Origin of the sequence: Xenorhabdus taiwanensis (assembly GCF_036512875.1) — a bacterium.
Classification (GTDB): domain Bacteria; phylum Pseudomonadota; class Gammaproteobacteria; order Enterobacterales; family Enterobacteriaceae; genus Xenorhabdus; species Xenorhabdus taiwanensis.
On the sequence record NZ_AP028978.1, the window covers coordinates 99021 to 114854 of the forward strand.

The following is a 15834-nucleotide window of genomic DNA, read 5'->3' on the forward strand; positions in this document are numbered from 1 at the left end:
TTGTCAAAAGAAATCGTTGTGAAAATAACTGCTATGAAACACGTTCAATAATCATGGCGATGCCTTGTCCTACGCCAATGCACATGGTGCATAAGGCGTAACGTCCGGCACGTCGCTCCAGTTCAAGGGCGGCGGTCAGCGCAAGACGGGTTCCGCTCATACCGAGGGGATGCCCCAGAGCAATCGCCCCTCCGTTCGGGTTTACGTGCCCTGCATCATCCGGTAACCCCAGTTGGCGCATCACAGCCAGTGCTTGTGCGGCGAAAGCCTCATTTAATTCAATAACATCCATTTGATTTAGGGTTAGGCCTGTGAGTTCCAGTACTTTGCGAGTCGCAGGCAGTGGCCCGATCCCCATGATGCGTGGCTCCACACCACATGTTGCTGTTGCGATGATGCGCGCCCGTGGTGTCAGTCCTTGGCGTAAGGCTGCTGTTTCTGAGGCGATGATCAGCGCCGCAGCACCATCGTTAACACCGGAAGCGTTACCCGCGGTGATGGTACCGTCTGCACGAAATGGGGTTTTGAGCCGTTGTAATTGTTCGAGCGTCGTTTCTGGTCGGGGATGTTCATCCTGTGAAATGACCGAAGCTATGCCTTTTTTGTTGGCTGGAGGCAGAGTAACAGGGGCGATTTCCTCAGCTAATACTCCACGTCGTTGCGCTCTGGCGGCACGTTGTTGGCTGCGCAGGGCAAAGGCATCCTGGTCATCACGGCTAATTTTAAATTGAGCGGCGACATTTTCTGCCGTTTCTGGCATGGAGTCTGTGCCGAATTGTTGTTGCATCAGAGGGTTAATAAAGCGCCAGCCAAGGGTGGTATCAAAGATCTCAGCCTGTCGGCTGAAAGCACGGTCTGTTTTGCCCATCACAAAAGGGGCACGGGTCATAGATTCAACGCCACCCGCCAATATCAGTTGGGCGTCACCGGATTTAATACTGCGAGCGGCGAAGGCCAGTGCATCCAGACCTGAGCCGCATAACCGATTGACTGTCGTGCCAGAAACCGAATTTGGTAGTCCTGCCAACAATAGGGCCATACGTGCGACATTGCGATTATCTTCTCCTGCCTGATTAGCGCAGCCGAGGATCACATCGTCAATTTGTTCCCAATCCAATACTGGATAACGAGTCATCAATGCCCGCAGCGGCAGGGCTGCCAGATCATCAGCCCGCAGGCTGGATAGCGCACCACCATAACGGCCGATAGGTGTGCGGATACCATCACAGATAAATGCATGATTCATGATTGCTCCCCCTGACAGTTTGGCTGGTTTTTTTCCTCAGTATTGCCAGAAATAGGGTGGCTGAGACGATAGGAGTAACCGCGGAAAAAAGCGACAACTTTACCGTTCTGGTTGATGATCTCCACGTCGTACAGGCCAGTATTTTTGCCTTGATGCCGAACAGCAGCAGTGGCAGTCAGTTGATCGCCTACCAATGCCGGCCGAATAAAATCAATGTTGCCGTTGGAAGCAACGGCTGCCTTCCCCTCGCTGTTACAGGCATAGGCGAAAGCCGTATCCGCCAGGCTGAATAGAATGCCACCGTGACAACTTTGATGACCGTTGAGCATATTGGGTACGATTTTCATGCTGAGTCGGGCGAACCCGATATCGATATGCTCAATGTGCATTCCCATATTTTGGGCGCAAGCATCCTGGGCATACATGGCTTCGACGTGATGGCGAGCCGCGTTATTATTATCTTGCATGGTCAACCCCTTTCTTGTGTTTTTGGGCCTGCTGAAGAGGGAGTCTGGTATGTCCCACCGCTAATTGGCGCAGCAAGGGCGCTGGGCGGTAACGGGATTCACCATAAAACTTCTGCAAGTTTTCCAACGTGCTGAGAATATGTTTCCAACCTAACTGTTCACCCCATGCCAGCGGGCCGATGGGATAATTCACACCATGGCACATCGCCAGATCGATATCTTCAGCGCTGGCGATACCTTTATGAATGGCATCCAGTGCCTCGTTGCACAACATAGCAACGGTACGCATGGTTAGCAGGGCGGGATAATCCGGCAGGAGAATAACTTGCTTACCGAGGGATTGCAGAAAACCGATCACCTTTGCCGTTTGTTGGGGCGTATTCTGGCAGGCGGCACTAAGAGTTATGATAGAAGCCAATTGGTGATTGGCAGAAAGATCAAATTGCACCACGGGTGCCCTGACTTCGTCGGCAATCTGTGCGCTGGTTCTCCCTTTGGCCAGAATCAGGAGAACTTCATCAACCTGTAAAGTCGGGGAGTGGAATCGGTCATTTTTGCTTTCTTCGAAGATGATTCCATATTGTTGTAACTCAGGCTGTTGTAACAGGGCAATAAAGTGTGGTAATGCTGCCCAATTTCCTGTCGCCTTGATCCGCACTGGCTGTTTTTGTGCTTTGGTGTGTTTCGGCTCTATTTTAGGCTGGGGCTGGTTCTCTTTGGTTCCACCGTTTTTCCTTATGTTGTTATTTCCTTTTATATCATAGTAATAGAAACCACGACCGCGTTTGCGTCCAAGATGATCGGCATCCACCAGCTCTTTTTGCAGTAGTGAAGGCTGGAAGCGGGGATCGTAATGGAAGGCATGGAACAGGGATTCGGTCACGGTATAGTTAATGTCATTGCCAATCAAATCCATCAGTTGTAATGGTCCCATTGCAAAACCGCCAGATTCTTTGAGGACTGCATCCAGTGTGGCGGGTGTCGCAATCCGTTCTTCCAGTGCGCGCAGGGTTTCAGCATAGAATGGACGGGCGATGCGATTGACAATAAACCCCGGCGTAGAACGGCAAATCACAGGCTGTTTTTTCCAACCCGTCACGAGGGTTTTAAGTGTTGCCACGGTTTGAGAGGCGGTTTCCAGACCTTGCACAATTTCCACCAGCTTCATTAGGGGGGCTGGATTGAAGAAATGTAGCCCTGCCATGCGCTGCGGGGCAGACAGAACACGGGCAATGGAGGTAATCGACAATGATGAAGTATTGCTGGCAAACAGGGTTTGATGTGAACAAATGGATTCCAGTTGCTGGAAGAGATCCTGTTTCGCTTCCAGTTGTTCGACAATGGCTTCGATCACCAGACTACACGGTGCCAGTGCATGTAACGTATTCACCTGTGTGATGCGTTGTAACAGGGTTTCTGTTGCATTGGCTTCAGCTTTACCTGCTGCCACACGTTGATGCAAACGGGTACGTAAATTGTTCAGTGCCTGACTGACCACTTCGCCATTGAGGTCAAACAGCAGGACGGGATGTCCTGCCTGAGCTGCAACTTGGGCAATACCGATGCCCATTGTTCCTGCACCAATAACGGCGATGGGGCCGTGGAGGTGAGGTGTGTTCATGATCATTTCCCCTTGAACGTCGGCTGGCGTTTTTCAATGAACGCATTGACACCTTCACGAAAATCTTCGCTCTGCCCACACCGACGTTGTAAATCTCGTTCGAGAGCAAGCTGTTGTTCCAGTGTATTGGCTGCGGCTGCATAGGTGGCCTGCTTGATGCAGCCAAGGGCCAAGGTAGGTTGGGTAGCAAGGTGTAGAGCGAGCTTCTGGGTTTTATCTTCCAACTCATCTGGCTCAACGACTTGCCAGATCATTCCCCAATCCAGTGCTTGTTCAGCGCTGATTTTGTCGCCCAAAAGTGCCATCCCCATTGCCCGTGCTTGTCCAATCTTATGGGGCAGGAACCAGCTACCGCCAGAATCAGGTGTCAGGCCAATCCGGCAGAAAGCCTGAATAAAGCTGGCGGTACGGGAAGCGATAACAATATCACAGGCCAGGGCGAGGGAGACACCCGCACCAGCCGCCACGCCGTTGACAGCGCAGATAATGGGTTTAGGCAGGGAAGTCATACGTCGGATCAGCGGGTTGTAGTAGCGTTCAACAGATTGGCCGAGATCAGGGATACTGCCATCAGAAATGATGGCATTGCGATCATTTAAATCTTGTCCGGCACAAAAGCCGCGTCCGGTTCCGGTGAGCAGGACGCAGCGTACAGACTTATCCTGTTCAGCAATATCCATTGCCTGACTTAACTGTTGGTGCAGTTCCTCGTTAAAGCTATTGAGGCATTCTGGACGGTTGAGAGTAATGCTAAGGACACCTGCTTGTATATCAGTCAATACCGTTGACATGGTTTCCATCTGTCAGAACCCCTTAAATGTTGGTTTACGTTTTTCCAGAAAGGCGGAGATGCCTTCCTGACGATCGGTTGTGCCTGCCAACGTAACAAAATGCTGGCGTTCAGCGAGTAGCCCTTGTGACAGGCTTGTTTCTTGTGCGGCCTTGAGCGCTGCTTTGGCTGCCCGCAGTGCCAGAGGGGAAAATTCACTGATGCGTTGGGCGAGTTGCTCTGCACGCTCTAATGTCTGCGTATCAGTGCAAACCTCACTGACCAGCCCCGCTTCCAAGGCGCGATAGGCATCGATAGCCTCGCCGGTCAATACCATCTGGTAAGCCAGTGCCTTGCCGACGCTGCGGATGAGCCGTTGTGTTCCCCCTGCCCCTGGCATCAGCCCCAGGGTGATTTCTGGCAGACCAAAACGGGCGTTTTCTCCACAAATCACCAAATCACAAGCCAATGCCAGTTCACAACCCGCGCCAAGTGCGTAACCATTGACAGCAGCAATCAGGGGTTTGCTGATATTATTTAACCGTTGCCAAAGTTGTGGGCGGCGATCAGTCATGGCTGTAGCAATGTTTTGTTGTTGCAGTTCTTTCAGGTCGGCTCCTGCCGCGAAACAGCGCACTGATCCCGTAATAACAATGACTCCGGTTCCGTTATCCGTATCCGCGAATTCCAATTGCTGCACGAGTTGTTCCAGACAGTCATTACTGAGGGCATTGCGCACTTCTGGCCGATTTAGGGTTAATGTACGTACTCTTTGCTGCTGGTGGCATAAAATCCATTCCTGACTCATGGTCGTTCCTCACAAGCATATAAAAGTGGCTAGACATCAAAATCGACAACTACGCCATCGCCTTTCGGCCATGATTGGCAGCTTAAGATATAACCGGCAGCCAATTGATCGGGTTCCAGGCTGTAGTTCACCCTCATGTCCACTTCGCCGGATTTAAGCTGGCATTTACAGGTAGCACATACCCCTCCTTTGCAGGCGTAGGGTAAGTCTGCGCCCTGGCGCAATGCGGCATCGAGAATACTGTTATCTTCGGCGTTCATGGCAATGTTGAGGGTGCGACCATCCAGATGGATCTCAACGCGAGTCTCACTGCGTTCGATGAGATTGACTGGTCGGGAATTTATTGTGGCTTGTTCGGTATTGAAGCGTTCACTATGGATACGCTTGGCAGGTATTCCCACCTGTTCCAGCGCAGAATGCGCGTCATCCAACATGGCTTCCGGCCCACAGAGAAAAGCATGGTCAAATTGGGTAAAATTGAGCAGGGTTTTGCCAATGCGGTTCAGGTGTTCAGTATCAATGCGTCCGTTAAGCAGTGGGCTATCAGTGGATTCCTGACTAAACAGGTACAGCACCTGAAAACGGCTCAGATAGCAATTCTTGAGATCGGCCAGCGTTTCTTTAAACATGACAGAGCGACTGGTGCGATTGCCATAAATAAGCGTAAAAGTGCTATTGGGTTCTAGTGCCAGCGTACTTTTGATGATCGATAAAATGGGAGTGATACCCGACCCGGCGGCGATAGCCAGATAACGCCCCTGTTGGCCGGTATTGGGGTGATGACCAAAATTTCCTTGTGGCTGCATGACTTCCAGCTCATCCCCGACTTTTAATTGTTGGTTGATGAAAGTTGAAAAGCGGCCTTGGTGAATAGCCTTGACACCAATTTGTAATACATCATCCAACGGTGAGCTACAGATGGAGTAGCAACGGCGTAGTTCTTGGTTATTTACCCTCGCCTTGAGTGTCAGGTGTTGACCAGGGTGATAGCAGAACTGTTTTTTCAGCTCAGCAGGAATATGCAGGGTAACGACTACAGCATCCGGCGTTTCCCTTTCGATGGCGGCAATGCTTAAGCGGTGAAAACCATGTGAGCGTGTTTGATGCAAAGTGGACATCTTACTTTCCTCTTTAAATGCACCCTCGTTAAATGCATTTGAAATAATCAAATGGTTCCCGACAATCTCGACAGCGATAGAGAGCCTTGCAGGCAGTGGAGCCGAATTCGCTGATTTTTTCTGTTTCATGGCTGCCGCAGCACGGGCAGATGATAGGGGCCATGTTTGCCGTTTTTTCGCAAGCTAATCCTTGGGGAGGGGCAATGCCGGATTCTCGCAAGCGTTGTTTGGCATCTGTATTTATCCAATCGGTGGTCCATGCAGGGGTCAGGCTTACTTCCATATGCACCGGAGAAAAGCCTGCTTGAGCCAGAATTTCCTGAATAGTTTTGAGCAGGTATTCCGTCGCAGGACAGCCTGAATAGGTTGGGGTGAATGTCACCTGCCAGCCGTTTTGCAAGGACGTGACAGCCCGTATCATACCGAGATCAGTAATGGAGAGAGCAGGAAGTTCTGGATCGGCAATTTGGTGCAGGCATTGCCAGATTTGATGAATTTCCGGCGGCTGTATTTCTGAATAAAAGCGAGTATTACATTGCTGTTCCATGATCTTCTCCCATGACCCTCTGTTTTCTGACCGTTTTTGTCACCAATTGCAGTTGGGATAAGTGCGTTGCAGGTATTGCATTTCTGCCAAGATGTATCCCAAATGTTCTGTGTGCAGTCCTTGTTTTCCACCTTGTCGATAAGGTACTTCCTGTGGCATTTCTAGCGTGGCTTCGGTGAGCGTATCGCTGATGATTTGCCGCCACGGTTCACGTAGGCGACGGGGATCAACGGCAATGCCTTCTTCTGCCAGTTGCTGCTCCATTTCGTCGCAATGGAAGAGTTCGCCGGTAAAGCGCCACAGTTGATTAACGGACTGTTGGATTTTTTCGTGACTCAGTTTTGTTCCATCCCCCAATCTGATCATCCAGCCTCGGCTAAATCGCAGGTGATATTCCGCCTCCTTCAACGACTTGGCACTAATGGCCGCCAACTGAGGATCTCGGCTTTGTCCCAGAGCCTGATGCAATAAGACGTGATAGGCATCAATAAAAAACTGGCGTACCAGAGTGTCATTGAAGCCACCATTGGGTTGTTCCACCAGCAGCAAATTGCAGAATTCGCGCTCATGACGCCAGAACGCCAGATGATCTTCATCCTGTCCTGAAAGAGTCGCTGCATAACTGAGGAAATGGCGTGCTTGACCCAATAGATCGAGTCCGATATTGGACAGTGCGAGGTCAATTTCCAGTTCTGGCGCATGTCCACACCATTCGCACAGGCGCTGTGCCAGAATCAGCGGGGTATCTCCCTGACGAAGTACATATTTGAACAGGGCATGGCTGGGTGATGAAATACTGTGTATATTCATATTCCACCCCTTACATATTCTTGATGCCATCAGGGATGGTGTAGAAAGTCGGATGACGGTAGATTTTGTCCTCCGATGGCTCGAAAAAAGCGCGCCGTTCTTCCGGTTGTGAAGCCACCAGATAGATAGATTTCACTACCCAGATGGAGCAACCTTCATTGCGCCGGGTGTAGGCATCGCGTGCGTTTTCCAGTGCCATTTGATCATCTGCCGCGTGGAGGCTGCCGACATGACGGTGCGCCAATCCTTGTTTACTGCGGACAAAGACTTCATACAGTGGCCAATCGGTATCTTTCATTAGAGTCACTCCCTTCGCTGCTGTTCAGGTAACATAAGGCATTAAGCGGCGTGATTTTTGGCAGCTATTTTTCTGGCATGAATAGAAGCCGCTTCCCGTACCCAACTTCCGTTTTCCCAAGCCCGGCGTTTGGCTTCCAGACGTTCGTGGTTGCATATCCCCTGCCCTTTCAGGACTTGATAGAATTCGTCCCAATTAATTTCACCAAAACGGTAATGCCCTGTTGTTTCATCCCAGGCCAGCTCAGGATCGGGAGCGGTCATACCCAGGGCTTCCAATTGGGGCACGGTGTTGTCGATGAATTTTTGCCGCAGTTCATCATTGCTGAACCGTTTGATTTTCCATGCCATGCTCTGGGCGCTGTTGGGGGAATCACTGTCATTGGGACCAAACATCATCAATGTCGGCCACCAGAAGCGGTTAATGGCATCTTGTAACATGGCACGCTGGGCTTCGCTGCCATTTGCCAGTACGGTTACTGCTTCATAACCTTGCCGTTGGTGGAAGCTTTCTTCCTTGCAGATTTTTACCATCGCGCGGGCGTAAGGACCGTAAGAGGCACGGCACAAGGCAACCTGATTGACGATCGCTGCGCCATCCACCAGCCAGCCAATCACGCCAACATCTGCCCAACTGAGGGTGGGATAGTTAAAAATCGAGGAATATTTCATCTTGCCATCCAACAGTTTTTGGTAGATGTCTTGACGGGAACAGCCTAGTGTTTCAGCAGCGCTATAGAGATACAGCCCATGTCCTGCTTCATCCTGGACTTTCGCCAGCAATATGGCCTTGCGACGCAGTGTCGGGGCACGGGTGATCCAATTAGCTTCCGGTAACATGCCGACGACTTCCGAGTGTGCGTGTTGACCGATTTGGCGTATCAGGGTTTGGCGATAGGCTTCGGGCATCCAATCTTTAGCCTCAATAGAGAGATCTGCTGCTATTTTTGCCTCAAAGCTCGCCTGAAGTGGATCAGTTGTCATATGCGACTCCATTATGATTCTTATTTTCTGATATAAGACATAAAAACGAATCACTTTTTATAACCACAAATCTACAAACTGATAACAAAAATAGCAAATACAAAAATTGGGTATTTGTTGTTCATATCACAATATTAATTTTTATTCCTTATAAAACAAACAATTATTTTATTTATTTAGCCATAGGATAAATATTAATAAGTGACCGGGCACAAGATGTTTGTGTTTTGTTAATTATATGGCTGGTTTTGTTAATCATATATGTGATACATAAATGGCATTTCATTACTTAATGATTGTTTCATTAGTTAAATCGGTGGAGAAAAAAATGCAACAGTTAACGAGTTACATTTGTGGTGCCTGGGTTTATGGGCAAAGCAATCCCAGAACTATCCATCATGCAGTAAGTGGCGAAGCTTTGTATCAGGTATCTTCAGAAGGTTTGCCATTGGCAGAAAGTCTCGTTTACGCCCGTGAAAAAGGAGGAAGAGCGCTGGCTGCGATGACGTTCCAGCAACGGGCGCAGATGATGAAAGCAGTTGCAAAACACCTGCTTGCCAACAAAGAAGCACTGTATGCCATTTCCACAGAAACAGGAGCAACCCGTGCGGACAGTTGGGTGGATATTGAGGGGGGCATAGCAACCCTGTTCTCGTATGCCGGATTAGCAGGGCGCGAATTACCAGATGATACCCTGTGGCCGGAAGATGAGATGATCCCGCTGTCTAAACAATCCCAGTTTGTGGCACGCCATGTACTGACTTCCCGCCCTGGTGTTGCACTGCATATCAATGCGTTTAACTTTCCTTGTTGGGGAATGCTGGAAAAATTGGCACCAACGTGGATGGCAGGTATGCCAGCGATTATCAAGCCTGCTACGGCATCCGCCCAACTGACGCAGGCGATGGTGAGAATGATCATCGACAGTGGCCTGGTGCCGGAAGGAGCATTGCAATTGATCTGTGGTGGCATTGGTGATCTGTTTGAGCATCTCGATTATCAGGATGCCGTGACGTTTACTGGCTCAGCACAAACGGGGCAGAAATTGCGTGTCCATCCTCGACTGATAGAAAAATCCATTCCTTTCACGATGGAAGCAGACTCGCTTAACTGCTGCATTTTAGGCGAGGATGTGACACCTGACATGTCGGAATTTGGTGTTTTTATCAAGGAAGTTACTCGTGAAATGACGGTGAAGGCTGGTCAGAAATGTACGGCTATCCGGCGCGTTATTGTACCTGCCCGCCAAATGGAAGCGGTCAAACAAGCGCTGCTCAAGCGGTTATCGGGTGTGGCAGTTGGCGATCCTACTTTGCCAGAAGTCCGCATGGGGGCGTTGATTAACCTGGAACAGCGTGATGAGGTGCAGGCGAGAGTCAACAAATTGCGCAATAGTGGTTGCGAGGTTTTGTGTGGCGGTTCACTGGATAAACTAGTGCTGACAGGCAATAGCAATAGTAATGGGGCATTCTATCCACCGACGTTGCTTTACTGCGCTGCTCCAATGACTAATCAGGTAGTACACAGCACGGAAGCTTTTGGGCCAGTTGCCACATTAATGGCGTATCAGGATACTGAGCAGGCGATTGCATTAGCGATGATGGGACAGGGTAGTTTGGCAGGGTCATTGGTGACGGCAGATGAACAGATTGCAGTCCAGGTTATCCGTGCGACAGCATGTGCTCATGGTCGTATGTTGGTGTTGGATGAAGCAGCTTCTGCGGAATCCACAGGACATGGCTCCCCGCTACCCATGTTGGTACATGGTGGACCAGGGCGTGCTGGTGGTGGAGAAGAGTTGGGGGGCTTGCGTGCCGTGAAACACTATATGCAGCGCACAGCGATTCAAAGCAGCCCAAATATGCTGGCAGCAATTGGTCGGGAGTGGGTGCGTGGCGCGAAAGTGAAAGAAGAGCCGATTCATCCATTCCGTAAGTACTTTGAACAAATTGAAATTGGTGAAAGTTTACTGACTGCTCGCCGGACGGTGACGGAAGCGGATATCGTGAATTTCGCCTGCCTGAGTGGCGATCATTTTTACGCCCACGTGGATAAGATCGGGGCGGCTGAATCCTTATTTGGCGAGCGGGTGGCACATGGTTATTTTGTTGTATCGGCTGCTGCGGGTTTGTTCGTTGATGGTGCGGTAGGGCCGGTGCTTGCCAACTATGGTATGGAAAACCTGCGTTTCATTGAGCCGGTCAAGATTGGCGATACTATTCAGGTACGTTTGACCTGCAAGAAGAAGATTAAGAAAGTCCAGAAGACACCGGAAGATAAACCCCATGGCGTGATGATGTGGGATGTGCAGGTGTTGAATCAGGAGCAACAGCCGGTGGCGCTTTATAGCATCCTGACGTTGGTAGAACGGCAGCAAGGGGATTTTGCGGCTTAGTATAAGTGCGTTGTTAAGTCAGGGGAACAGAAGAGCCTGAGGGTATTTGTCAAAGGCAAGGGCAGCGGTAATTCTCAGGCTGTTTATTAAAGTTTAAATTCAGGCTGGATGTACGAAATCTGCCTTTTCAATTTTCATTTCCTCAAGATGCGAGTGAACAGCGTGTTTAATCCTCTTCTAAAATTCTTGGGCCTGCTCCATCTTGTCCAAGAACATCATTCGGATTACGTAAAGGACACTCGGTTAACGAAAGGCATCCACATCCAATACAACGACCTAAATTATCCCGTAATCGGATGAGTTTTTTAATGCGCTGATCCAGAATATCCTGCAATTGTAGAGAAAACGTTAGCCATTGTTCGGCTGTCAATTTACTATCAGGTGGGAATTGTTCTAGTGCTTTTTTTATCTCTTTCAGAGAGATACCAGTGCTTTGTGCAACTTTGATGATCGCAATATAACGCAATACAATCGAAGGAAAACAGCGTTGGTTACCTTGATTGCGTGAACTTTTGATTAGCCCTTTCGATTCATAAAAATGGAGGGCAGATATAGCAACTCCGCTACGTTTTGATACCTCTCCGATAGTTAATGCCCGATTAAAATCGATGGATTTATCTTTCTCCATATCTATGAACCTTAATTTAACTTTAGATTTTATACTGCACTGCTTTTTTTGTAATTTAAAAAAAGAAGTGCTTTTTCTCTGAAAATTATACGAGCCTTAGCAGGGACCATCATCCCAGCCCCTGAAGCGGTCACTTTAGTGTAAATTCACTTTTTCATTTCGATAATATAGTAACAGCCATTTTCTGTGGAAAAATTCAAGCTGTAGATATTTGTAATAGATAATCCCGCCTGTTTTGCCATAAATTCAAATTCTGATTGATACCGTTTCCGGCCTAACAGAAGAGTATCTATATATAAATCAAATGACACTGCCTCATTTGGTTCTTTAATCATATCAATAACATATAAAACGGAATCTTCTCGCATGGCTTTCTGGCAATTTTTGAGAATATCAATGGCTTTATTATCCGGCCAATCATCCAAAACATTTTTTATGCTATAAGCATCATATCCTGATGGAATAGCAGAGAAAAAATTACCATTAATGAAAGTAATTCCGTCTGATTCTTGTCTGGTAAAATCATATTGATCCATAACGTGACATTGGATATGTGGATAATGCATTTTTATATTTTTTGCAAAAGAACCCACCCCACCCCCGATATCAATAAATGAAGAAATGCCATTGAGAGGGATATGTTCAATAATATGTTTATTCATTTTATCGGTCATTTTTGCCAATAAATTATCAAAAATAGTTTTGATGGTTTTATTATGTTCATGATTGAGATAATCAAAAAATGGCTCATGATGGGTAAGTTCAAAAGCAGATTTTTCATTCCTTTTACTTAAGGACGCACTATATTGTGACCAGGAGTTCCAGAAGGCAGGATCTAATTCAAACTTTATATATAATGTTTCAAAGCTATTTGGATCACTGAGTGATGCCCATTGTTCAGTAAGGTAAAATTTATCATCTTTTTTTGTTAACACATTAAGTGTTTGCATATAATTCAATAGACTATGGAATCTATCTTGATAAACATTGCATAACTGAGCAATTTGTTCCACGGTTTTGCCATCTTGGGTACTTAAATACAGTGGTGCTTTACTGTCTACAAAAGCATATAGTGCATTCGATTTACGATAGGCCGTAACCATTTCCAATGACATTATTATTCTCCTTATTCAAATTTTTAAATAATTTGAAATACATTGGGTGTTTTTATTTTAAATTTTATGATTATTTATTTTCCCTGGTTAATGAGCACACTATAAAACCTCAAGCTAACTTGAGGTCAAGTAATATTAATCTAACTACATCTAATGTTTTTTGAGAGTATGCGATTTACCACTAGTCTGTGCCCTGTTATTTCAACTGGCAGCTTTCCCGTAAAATGCGCATGACGGTATTTGCGCCGCTACGGTTAGGATTGATGCGGATCATGCGTTGTTCCAGGGAGGGATCTGCCTGACGGAAGGTGGCGGAAATGCGGTAAAATAGGGGAGGAATTTCAAATTTTGACTCTGCACCTACCGGATAAGGTAGTGCGCCGAGTGTATGGGCTGTGGCGAGTACTCTTTCTGCAATGGGATCGTGAAATTCCACTAATAATACTTTCGATTGGGCATTGGCGAGAAAGGCGTGTTTTACCTGTGGCAACTCTCCTTGGTTCAAACGAGTAACCAGTTCGTCATTCACTTCGGCCTGTACTGCGTGCATAACGGGTGCGAATACCATACCACGAAGGGCTTCCATTGCCTGATAACCTTGTATCTGGCAGCCACCGGAGTACATGCTGTGGCGCAGATTATCAATGATTGCTTGCTTTCCTACAATTAACCCAACGCCTTGTGGTCCCAATAATTTGAAGCAAGAGAACGTGGAAAGGGTTGCGCCATATTGACAACCGATGTGTGCCACTTTCATCGCCGCGTAGTTATCATCGACTAATGAAGGAATGTCATATTGATTCAGGGTGCTGATAACCTCTTGCAGGGAATAACTGTCAAACATTTTCTGGCGTGTATGTTGAACAAGGCTGGCTGCGGGTTGGTATTGCTGAATGGCGGCTGCAATTTGTTCTGCGTGGTTGAAATCTGCCTGAACGACACGAAGCCCCATTTGTTCAATTGATGCTTTGGTTGTGGGATAAATCGGTGCATTGTGCACAAGTAACGTTGAATTGGGGCTGACCAAAGCGGCCAGCCCCGCGCGTAATGCGCCCGTTCCTGCTCCATTGACAAAAGCGGCGGTTTCAGCACCAAAAAACTCCGCAATCACCGCTTCAATGCGTCGGGTCATCCGTGGTTGGTGAAGATCTGGGACCAGGCCTAGATCACCTTGCGAAAGAAAATCAGTGCCAGAAAAGTGACGACAGATAATATCAACCAGCTTGAATTGTTGCTGTTGCGCTTGTGCCATCGTCATGCTTTGCAATGGATAGGTTTTCATTTTCTTATTTTATTCCCAGCACAAAGAGCAAGTTTGCCAGAATACCCACAATGATTGTTGCTATTGGGCCGATAGCCATTTCCACTAAAGGACGTTTGGATGTACGGTTAAGCAGATAGATACCCGCTACGATCATAAAGCCCATGCCCGGCAGAATAGCGTTGGAGGCAATCATCGCACCAACCAGCAAGGCAACTTCGAGCATTTTGGTGATCGCGGTACGAATATGTCCGCTGCATGCTTTCACTCCAGGGTATTTGTCCAACCAGATAGCGATTTTTGCCAGTAGCTGGATTTCAATGAACATGGTGATGCCACCTGCGACAAAGGCAATCCACGGGTTGTTGGTTGCCAGCCCCGCTACAAACACAAATTTCATGCCATTTGGACTATAAACGCCTGTGGCTATAGCCGTCGTGCCCACTAATGGGATAAAACTGATGGCTCGTGCCAGTGCTACCAGCAATGCATTGGTCTGTTCACCTTGTGCCATGAGTTGCAGGGAAACAGGCCCCTCCGCCAGCAGGCTAAAAGACATGGTGGCGGCACTGGCGGTCAGGCCGCCGCACAGGATTAGCAGCCATTTATTTTTCTGGATACGTTCTATACGGGTGGAAAACAGGCCGACTAAGACTTCGTTGGCGCCTTTTTGCTCCGCTGACTGCGTTGAGCGTTCACGCATTGCAAAGTAGAACATGGCAATCATCGACAGCAATAGTGCAGCTCCGTTAGGGTCAATGCTAACGGGTTTTGCGATCATCCCTCCAAAGCTCAATGGGCCAATGGCCTTGGTTGCCAGATAGCCGGCCAGTGCGGTGAACAGAACCAAAAGCCCTTTGCGATAGCCATATTGATAGCCGACGACCATCGCAGGAAACAGGGCAAAACAGGCCACAATCGGATCACCCACTTTCTTGAGGTCATCGGTGAAATTGACGGGCAACATGGCAAACAGTTCCACCACCGAACGTAGCCCAGCCAGCAACGCGATAGCATATAAGGCACCAATGATGCCAGAGGCGATAAACCCCCTTCGGCTGTTGGCACACCAAATCCCGATCATATCTGTACCGAGTAACAGGCTGTGAACCAAGACAATTGGGGCGGTGAGTGAAAAAGGAATGCCAAAACCGACAACCAAACCAATGCTCAGAGCGAAACTGGTTGCGGCAAGCGCTTTGCGGCTCATGCGACCTTCAAGGTATTCCGGCAAAAGTGGGCGCAGGCCATCGTGGAAAACAGCGATACCACGGTTTGCCATCATAGCGGCAATAGCGCCAATGGTTGCCAATAACCCTGCTTTAAAAGGATCGACTTCCATCAATCTCAGCAGGAAATCATGGAAATGTTGCATGATTGTTTCCTTACAGTGAGATAATGGTATTGATGATCACAGGCAGGACGATATCAATATCCTGACCTGTAAAACCAAATGCCTTCTTGCCTGCTTTCACATGGGCGATGATCTCATCATTAGACAAGATTTTTCCCGGCATTCCGATGGTGACACATTGATTGAGTCCAATAAGAGCAATTGCCATTGCCAGAGCACCCCCACCCCCCGTATTGCACGCGCCCAAATAGTAATCCGCTTCGCCATTTTTAATTGCCATCGCCGCGTCAATATCATTCATGATGGTAATGGTTATGTCTTTATTGCCTGCCAATTGACGAATACCTTCGGCTATTGCCTGTTTCTCTATTTGTCCACCAATGACAAATCTCATGCTGTTATCCCTCTCTTTTT

The 15834-nt window shown here is 48.1% G+C and carries 16 protein-coding genes; 1 reads left to right on the forward strand and 15 read right to left on the reverse strand.

Features of this window, described 5'->3' with window-relative positions; translation table 11 throughout:
• Window positions 1-31 precede the first annotated feature (31 nt).
• From pcaF to paaA, 10 genes are read right to left on the reverse strand one after another with little or no spacing between them, the layout of a single operon-like run.
• On the reverse strand, window positions 32-1246 hold the full coding sequence (pcaF, locus tag ACE1SE_RS00420) for a 3-oxoadipyl-CoA thiolase (protein ID WP_374052187.1): 1215 nt from the start codon (window positions 1244-1246) through the stop codon (window positions 32-34).
• Window positions 1243-1713 carry a hydroxyphenylacetyl-CoA thioesterase PaaI gene (gene paaI / locus ACE1SE_RS00425; RefSeq protein WP_374052188.1) on the reverse strand — a complete coding sequence of 157 codons (471 nt, stop codon included), beginning with the start codon at window positions 1711-1713 and terminating at the stop codon, window positions 1243-1245. Before paaI ends, pcaF begins: the two co-directional genes overlap by 4 nt.
• Entirely contained in the window at window positions 1703-3334 is a 1632-nt protein-coding gene (locus ACE1SE_RS00430) for a 3-hydroxyacyl-CoA dehydrogenase (protein WP_374052189.1), read from the reverse strand. Before ACE1SE_RS00430 ends, paaI begins: the two co-directional genes overlap by 11 nt.
• A 2-nt stretch (window positions 3335-3336) precedes the next feature.
• On the reverse strand, window positions 3337-4134 hold the full coding sequence (gene paaG / locus ACE1SE_RS00435) for a 2-(1,2-epoxy-1,2-dihydrophenyl)acetyl-CoA isomerase PaaG (protein ID WP_374052190.1): 798 nt from the start codon (window positions 4132-4134) through the stop codon (window positions 3337-3339).
• A 3-nt stretch (window positions 4135-4137) separates the two neighbouring features.
• A complete protein-coding gene (paaF, locus tag ACE1SE_RS00440; protein WP_374052191.1) occupies window positions 4138-4911 on the reverse strand; it encodes a 2,3-dehydroadipyl-CoA hydratase PaaF in 774 nt (257 codons plus the stop codon).
• Window positions 4912-4940: 29 nt separating this feature from the next.
• A complete protein-coding gene (paaE, locus tag ACE1SE_RS00445) occupies window positions 4941-6029 on the reverse strand; it encodes a 1,2-phenylacetyl-CoA epoxidase subunit PaaE (RefSeq protein ID WP_374052192.1) in 1089 nt (362 codons plus the stop codon).
• A gap of 28 nt (window positions 6030-6057) precedes the next feature.
• Window positions 6058-6576: a 1,2-phenylacetyl-CoA epoxidase subunit PaaD gene (gene paaD, locus ACE1SE_RS00450; RefSeq protein WP_374052193.1), complete on the reverse strand. Its 519-nt coding sequence runs from the start codon at window positions 6574-6576 to the stop codon at window positions 6058-6060.
• Between the two features lie 39 nt (window positions 6577-6615).
• On the reverse strand, window positions 6616-7386 hold the full coding sequence (gene paaC, locus ACE1SE_RS00455; RefSeq protein ID WP_374052194.1) for a 1,2-phenylacetyl-CoA epoxidase subunit PaaC: 771 nt from the start codon (window positions 7384-7386) through the stop codon (window positions 6616-6618).
• 10 nt (window positions 7387-7396) lie between these two features.
• Complete coding sequence (gene paaB / locus ACE1SE_RS00460) at window positions 7397-7684, reverse strand: 1,2-phenylacetyl-CoA epoxidase subunit PaaB (protein ID WP_374052195.1); 288 nt, start codon at window positions 7682-7684, stop codon at window positions 7397-7399.
• Between the two features lie 41 nt (window positions 7685-7725).
• Window positions 7726-8667, reverse strand: coding sequence for a 1,2-phenylacetyl-CoA epoxidase subunit PaaA (paaA, locus tag ACE1SE_RS00465; RefSeq protein WP_374052196.1), 942 nt, complete (start codon window positions 8665-8667; stop codon window positions 7726-7728).
• A gap of 328 nt (window positions 8668-8995) precedes the next feature.
• Between paaA and paaZ the strand changes: the two genes are divergently transcribed.
• The gene (gene paaZ / locus ACE1SE_RS00470) at window positions 8996-11062 is read left to right on the forward strand and encodes a phenylacetic acid degradation bifunctional protein PaaZ (RefSeq protein ID WP_374052197.1); all 2067 of its coding nucleotides are present in this window, start codon (window positions 8996-8998) and stop codon (window positions 11060-11062) included.
• Window positions 11063-11228: 166 nt separating this feature from the next.
• Here the strand turns inward: paaZ and soxR are convergent, their stop codons facing one another.
• The 5 genes from soxR to ACE1SE_RS00495 form a co-directional block, all read right to left on the reverse strand.
• Entirely contained in the window at window positions 11229-11690 is a 462-nt protein-coding gene (gene soxR / locus ACE1SE_RS00475; protein WP_374052198.1) for a redox-sensitive transcriptional activator SoxR, read from the reverse strand.
• Window positions 11691-11836: 146 nt separating this feature from the next.
• Window positions 11837-12805: a methyltransferase gene (locus tag ACE1SE_RS00480; protein WP_374052199.1), complete on the reverse strand. Its 969-nt coding sequence runs from the start codon at window positions 12803-12805 to the stop codon at window positions 11837-11839.
• Window positions 12806-13001: 196 nt separating this feature from the next.
• A complete protein-coding gene (locus tag ACE1SE_RS00485) occupies window positions 13002-14087 on the reverse strand; it encodes an aminotransferase class V-fold PLP-dependent enzyme (RefSeq protein ID WP_374052200.1) in 1086 nt (361 codons plus the stop codon).
• Between the two features lie 4 nt (window positions 14088-14091).
• On the reverse strand, window positions 14092-15441 hold the full coding sequence (locus ACE1SE_RS00490; protein WP_374052201.1) for a YhfT family protein: 1350 nt from the start codon (window positions 15439-15441) through the stop codon (window positions 14092-14094).
• A 10-nt stretch (window positions 15442-15451) separates the two neighbouring features.
• On the reverse strand, window positions 15452-15814 hold the full coding sequence (locus ACE1SE_RS00495; protein WP_374052202.1) for a DUF2620 domain-containing protein: 363 nt from the start codon (window positions 15812-15814) through the stop codon (window positions 15452-15454).
• Window positions 15815-15834 lie beyond the last annotated feature (20 nt).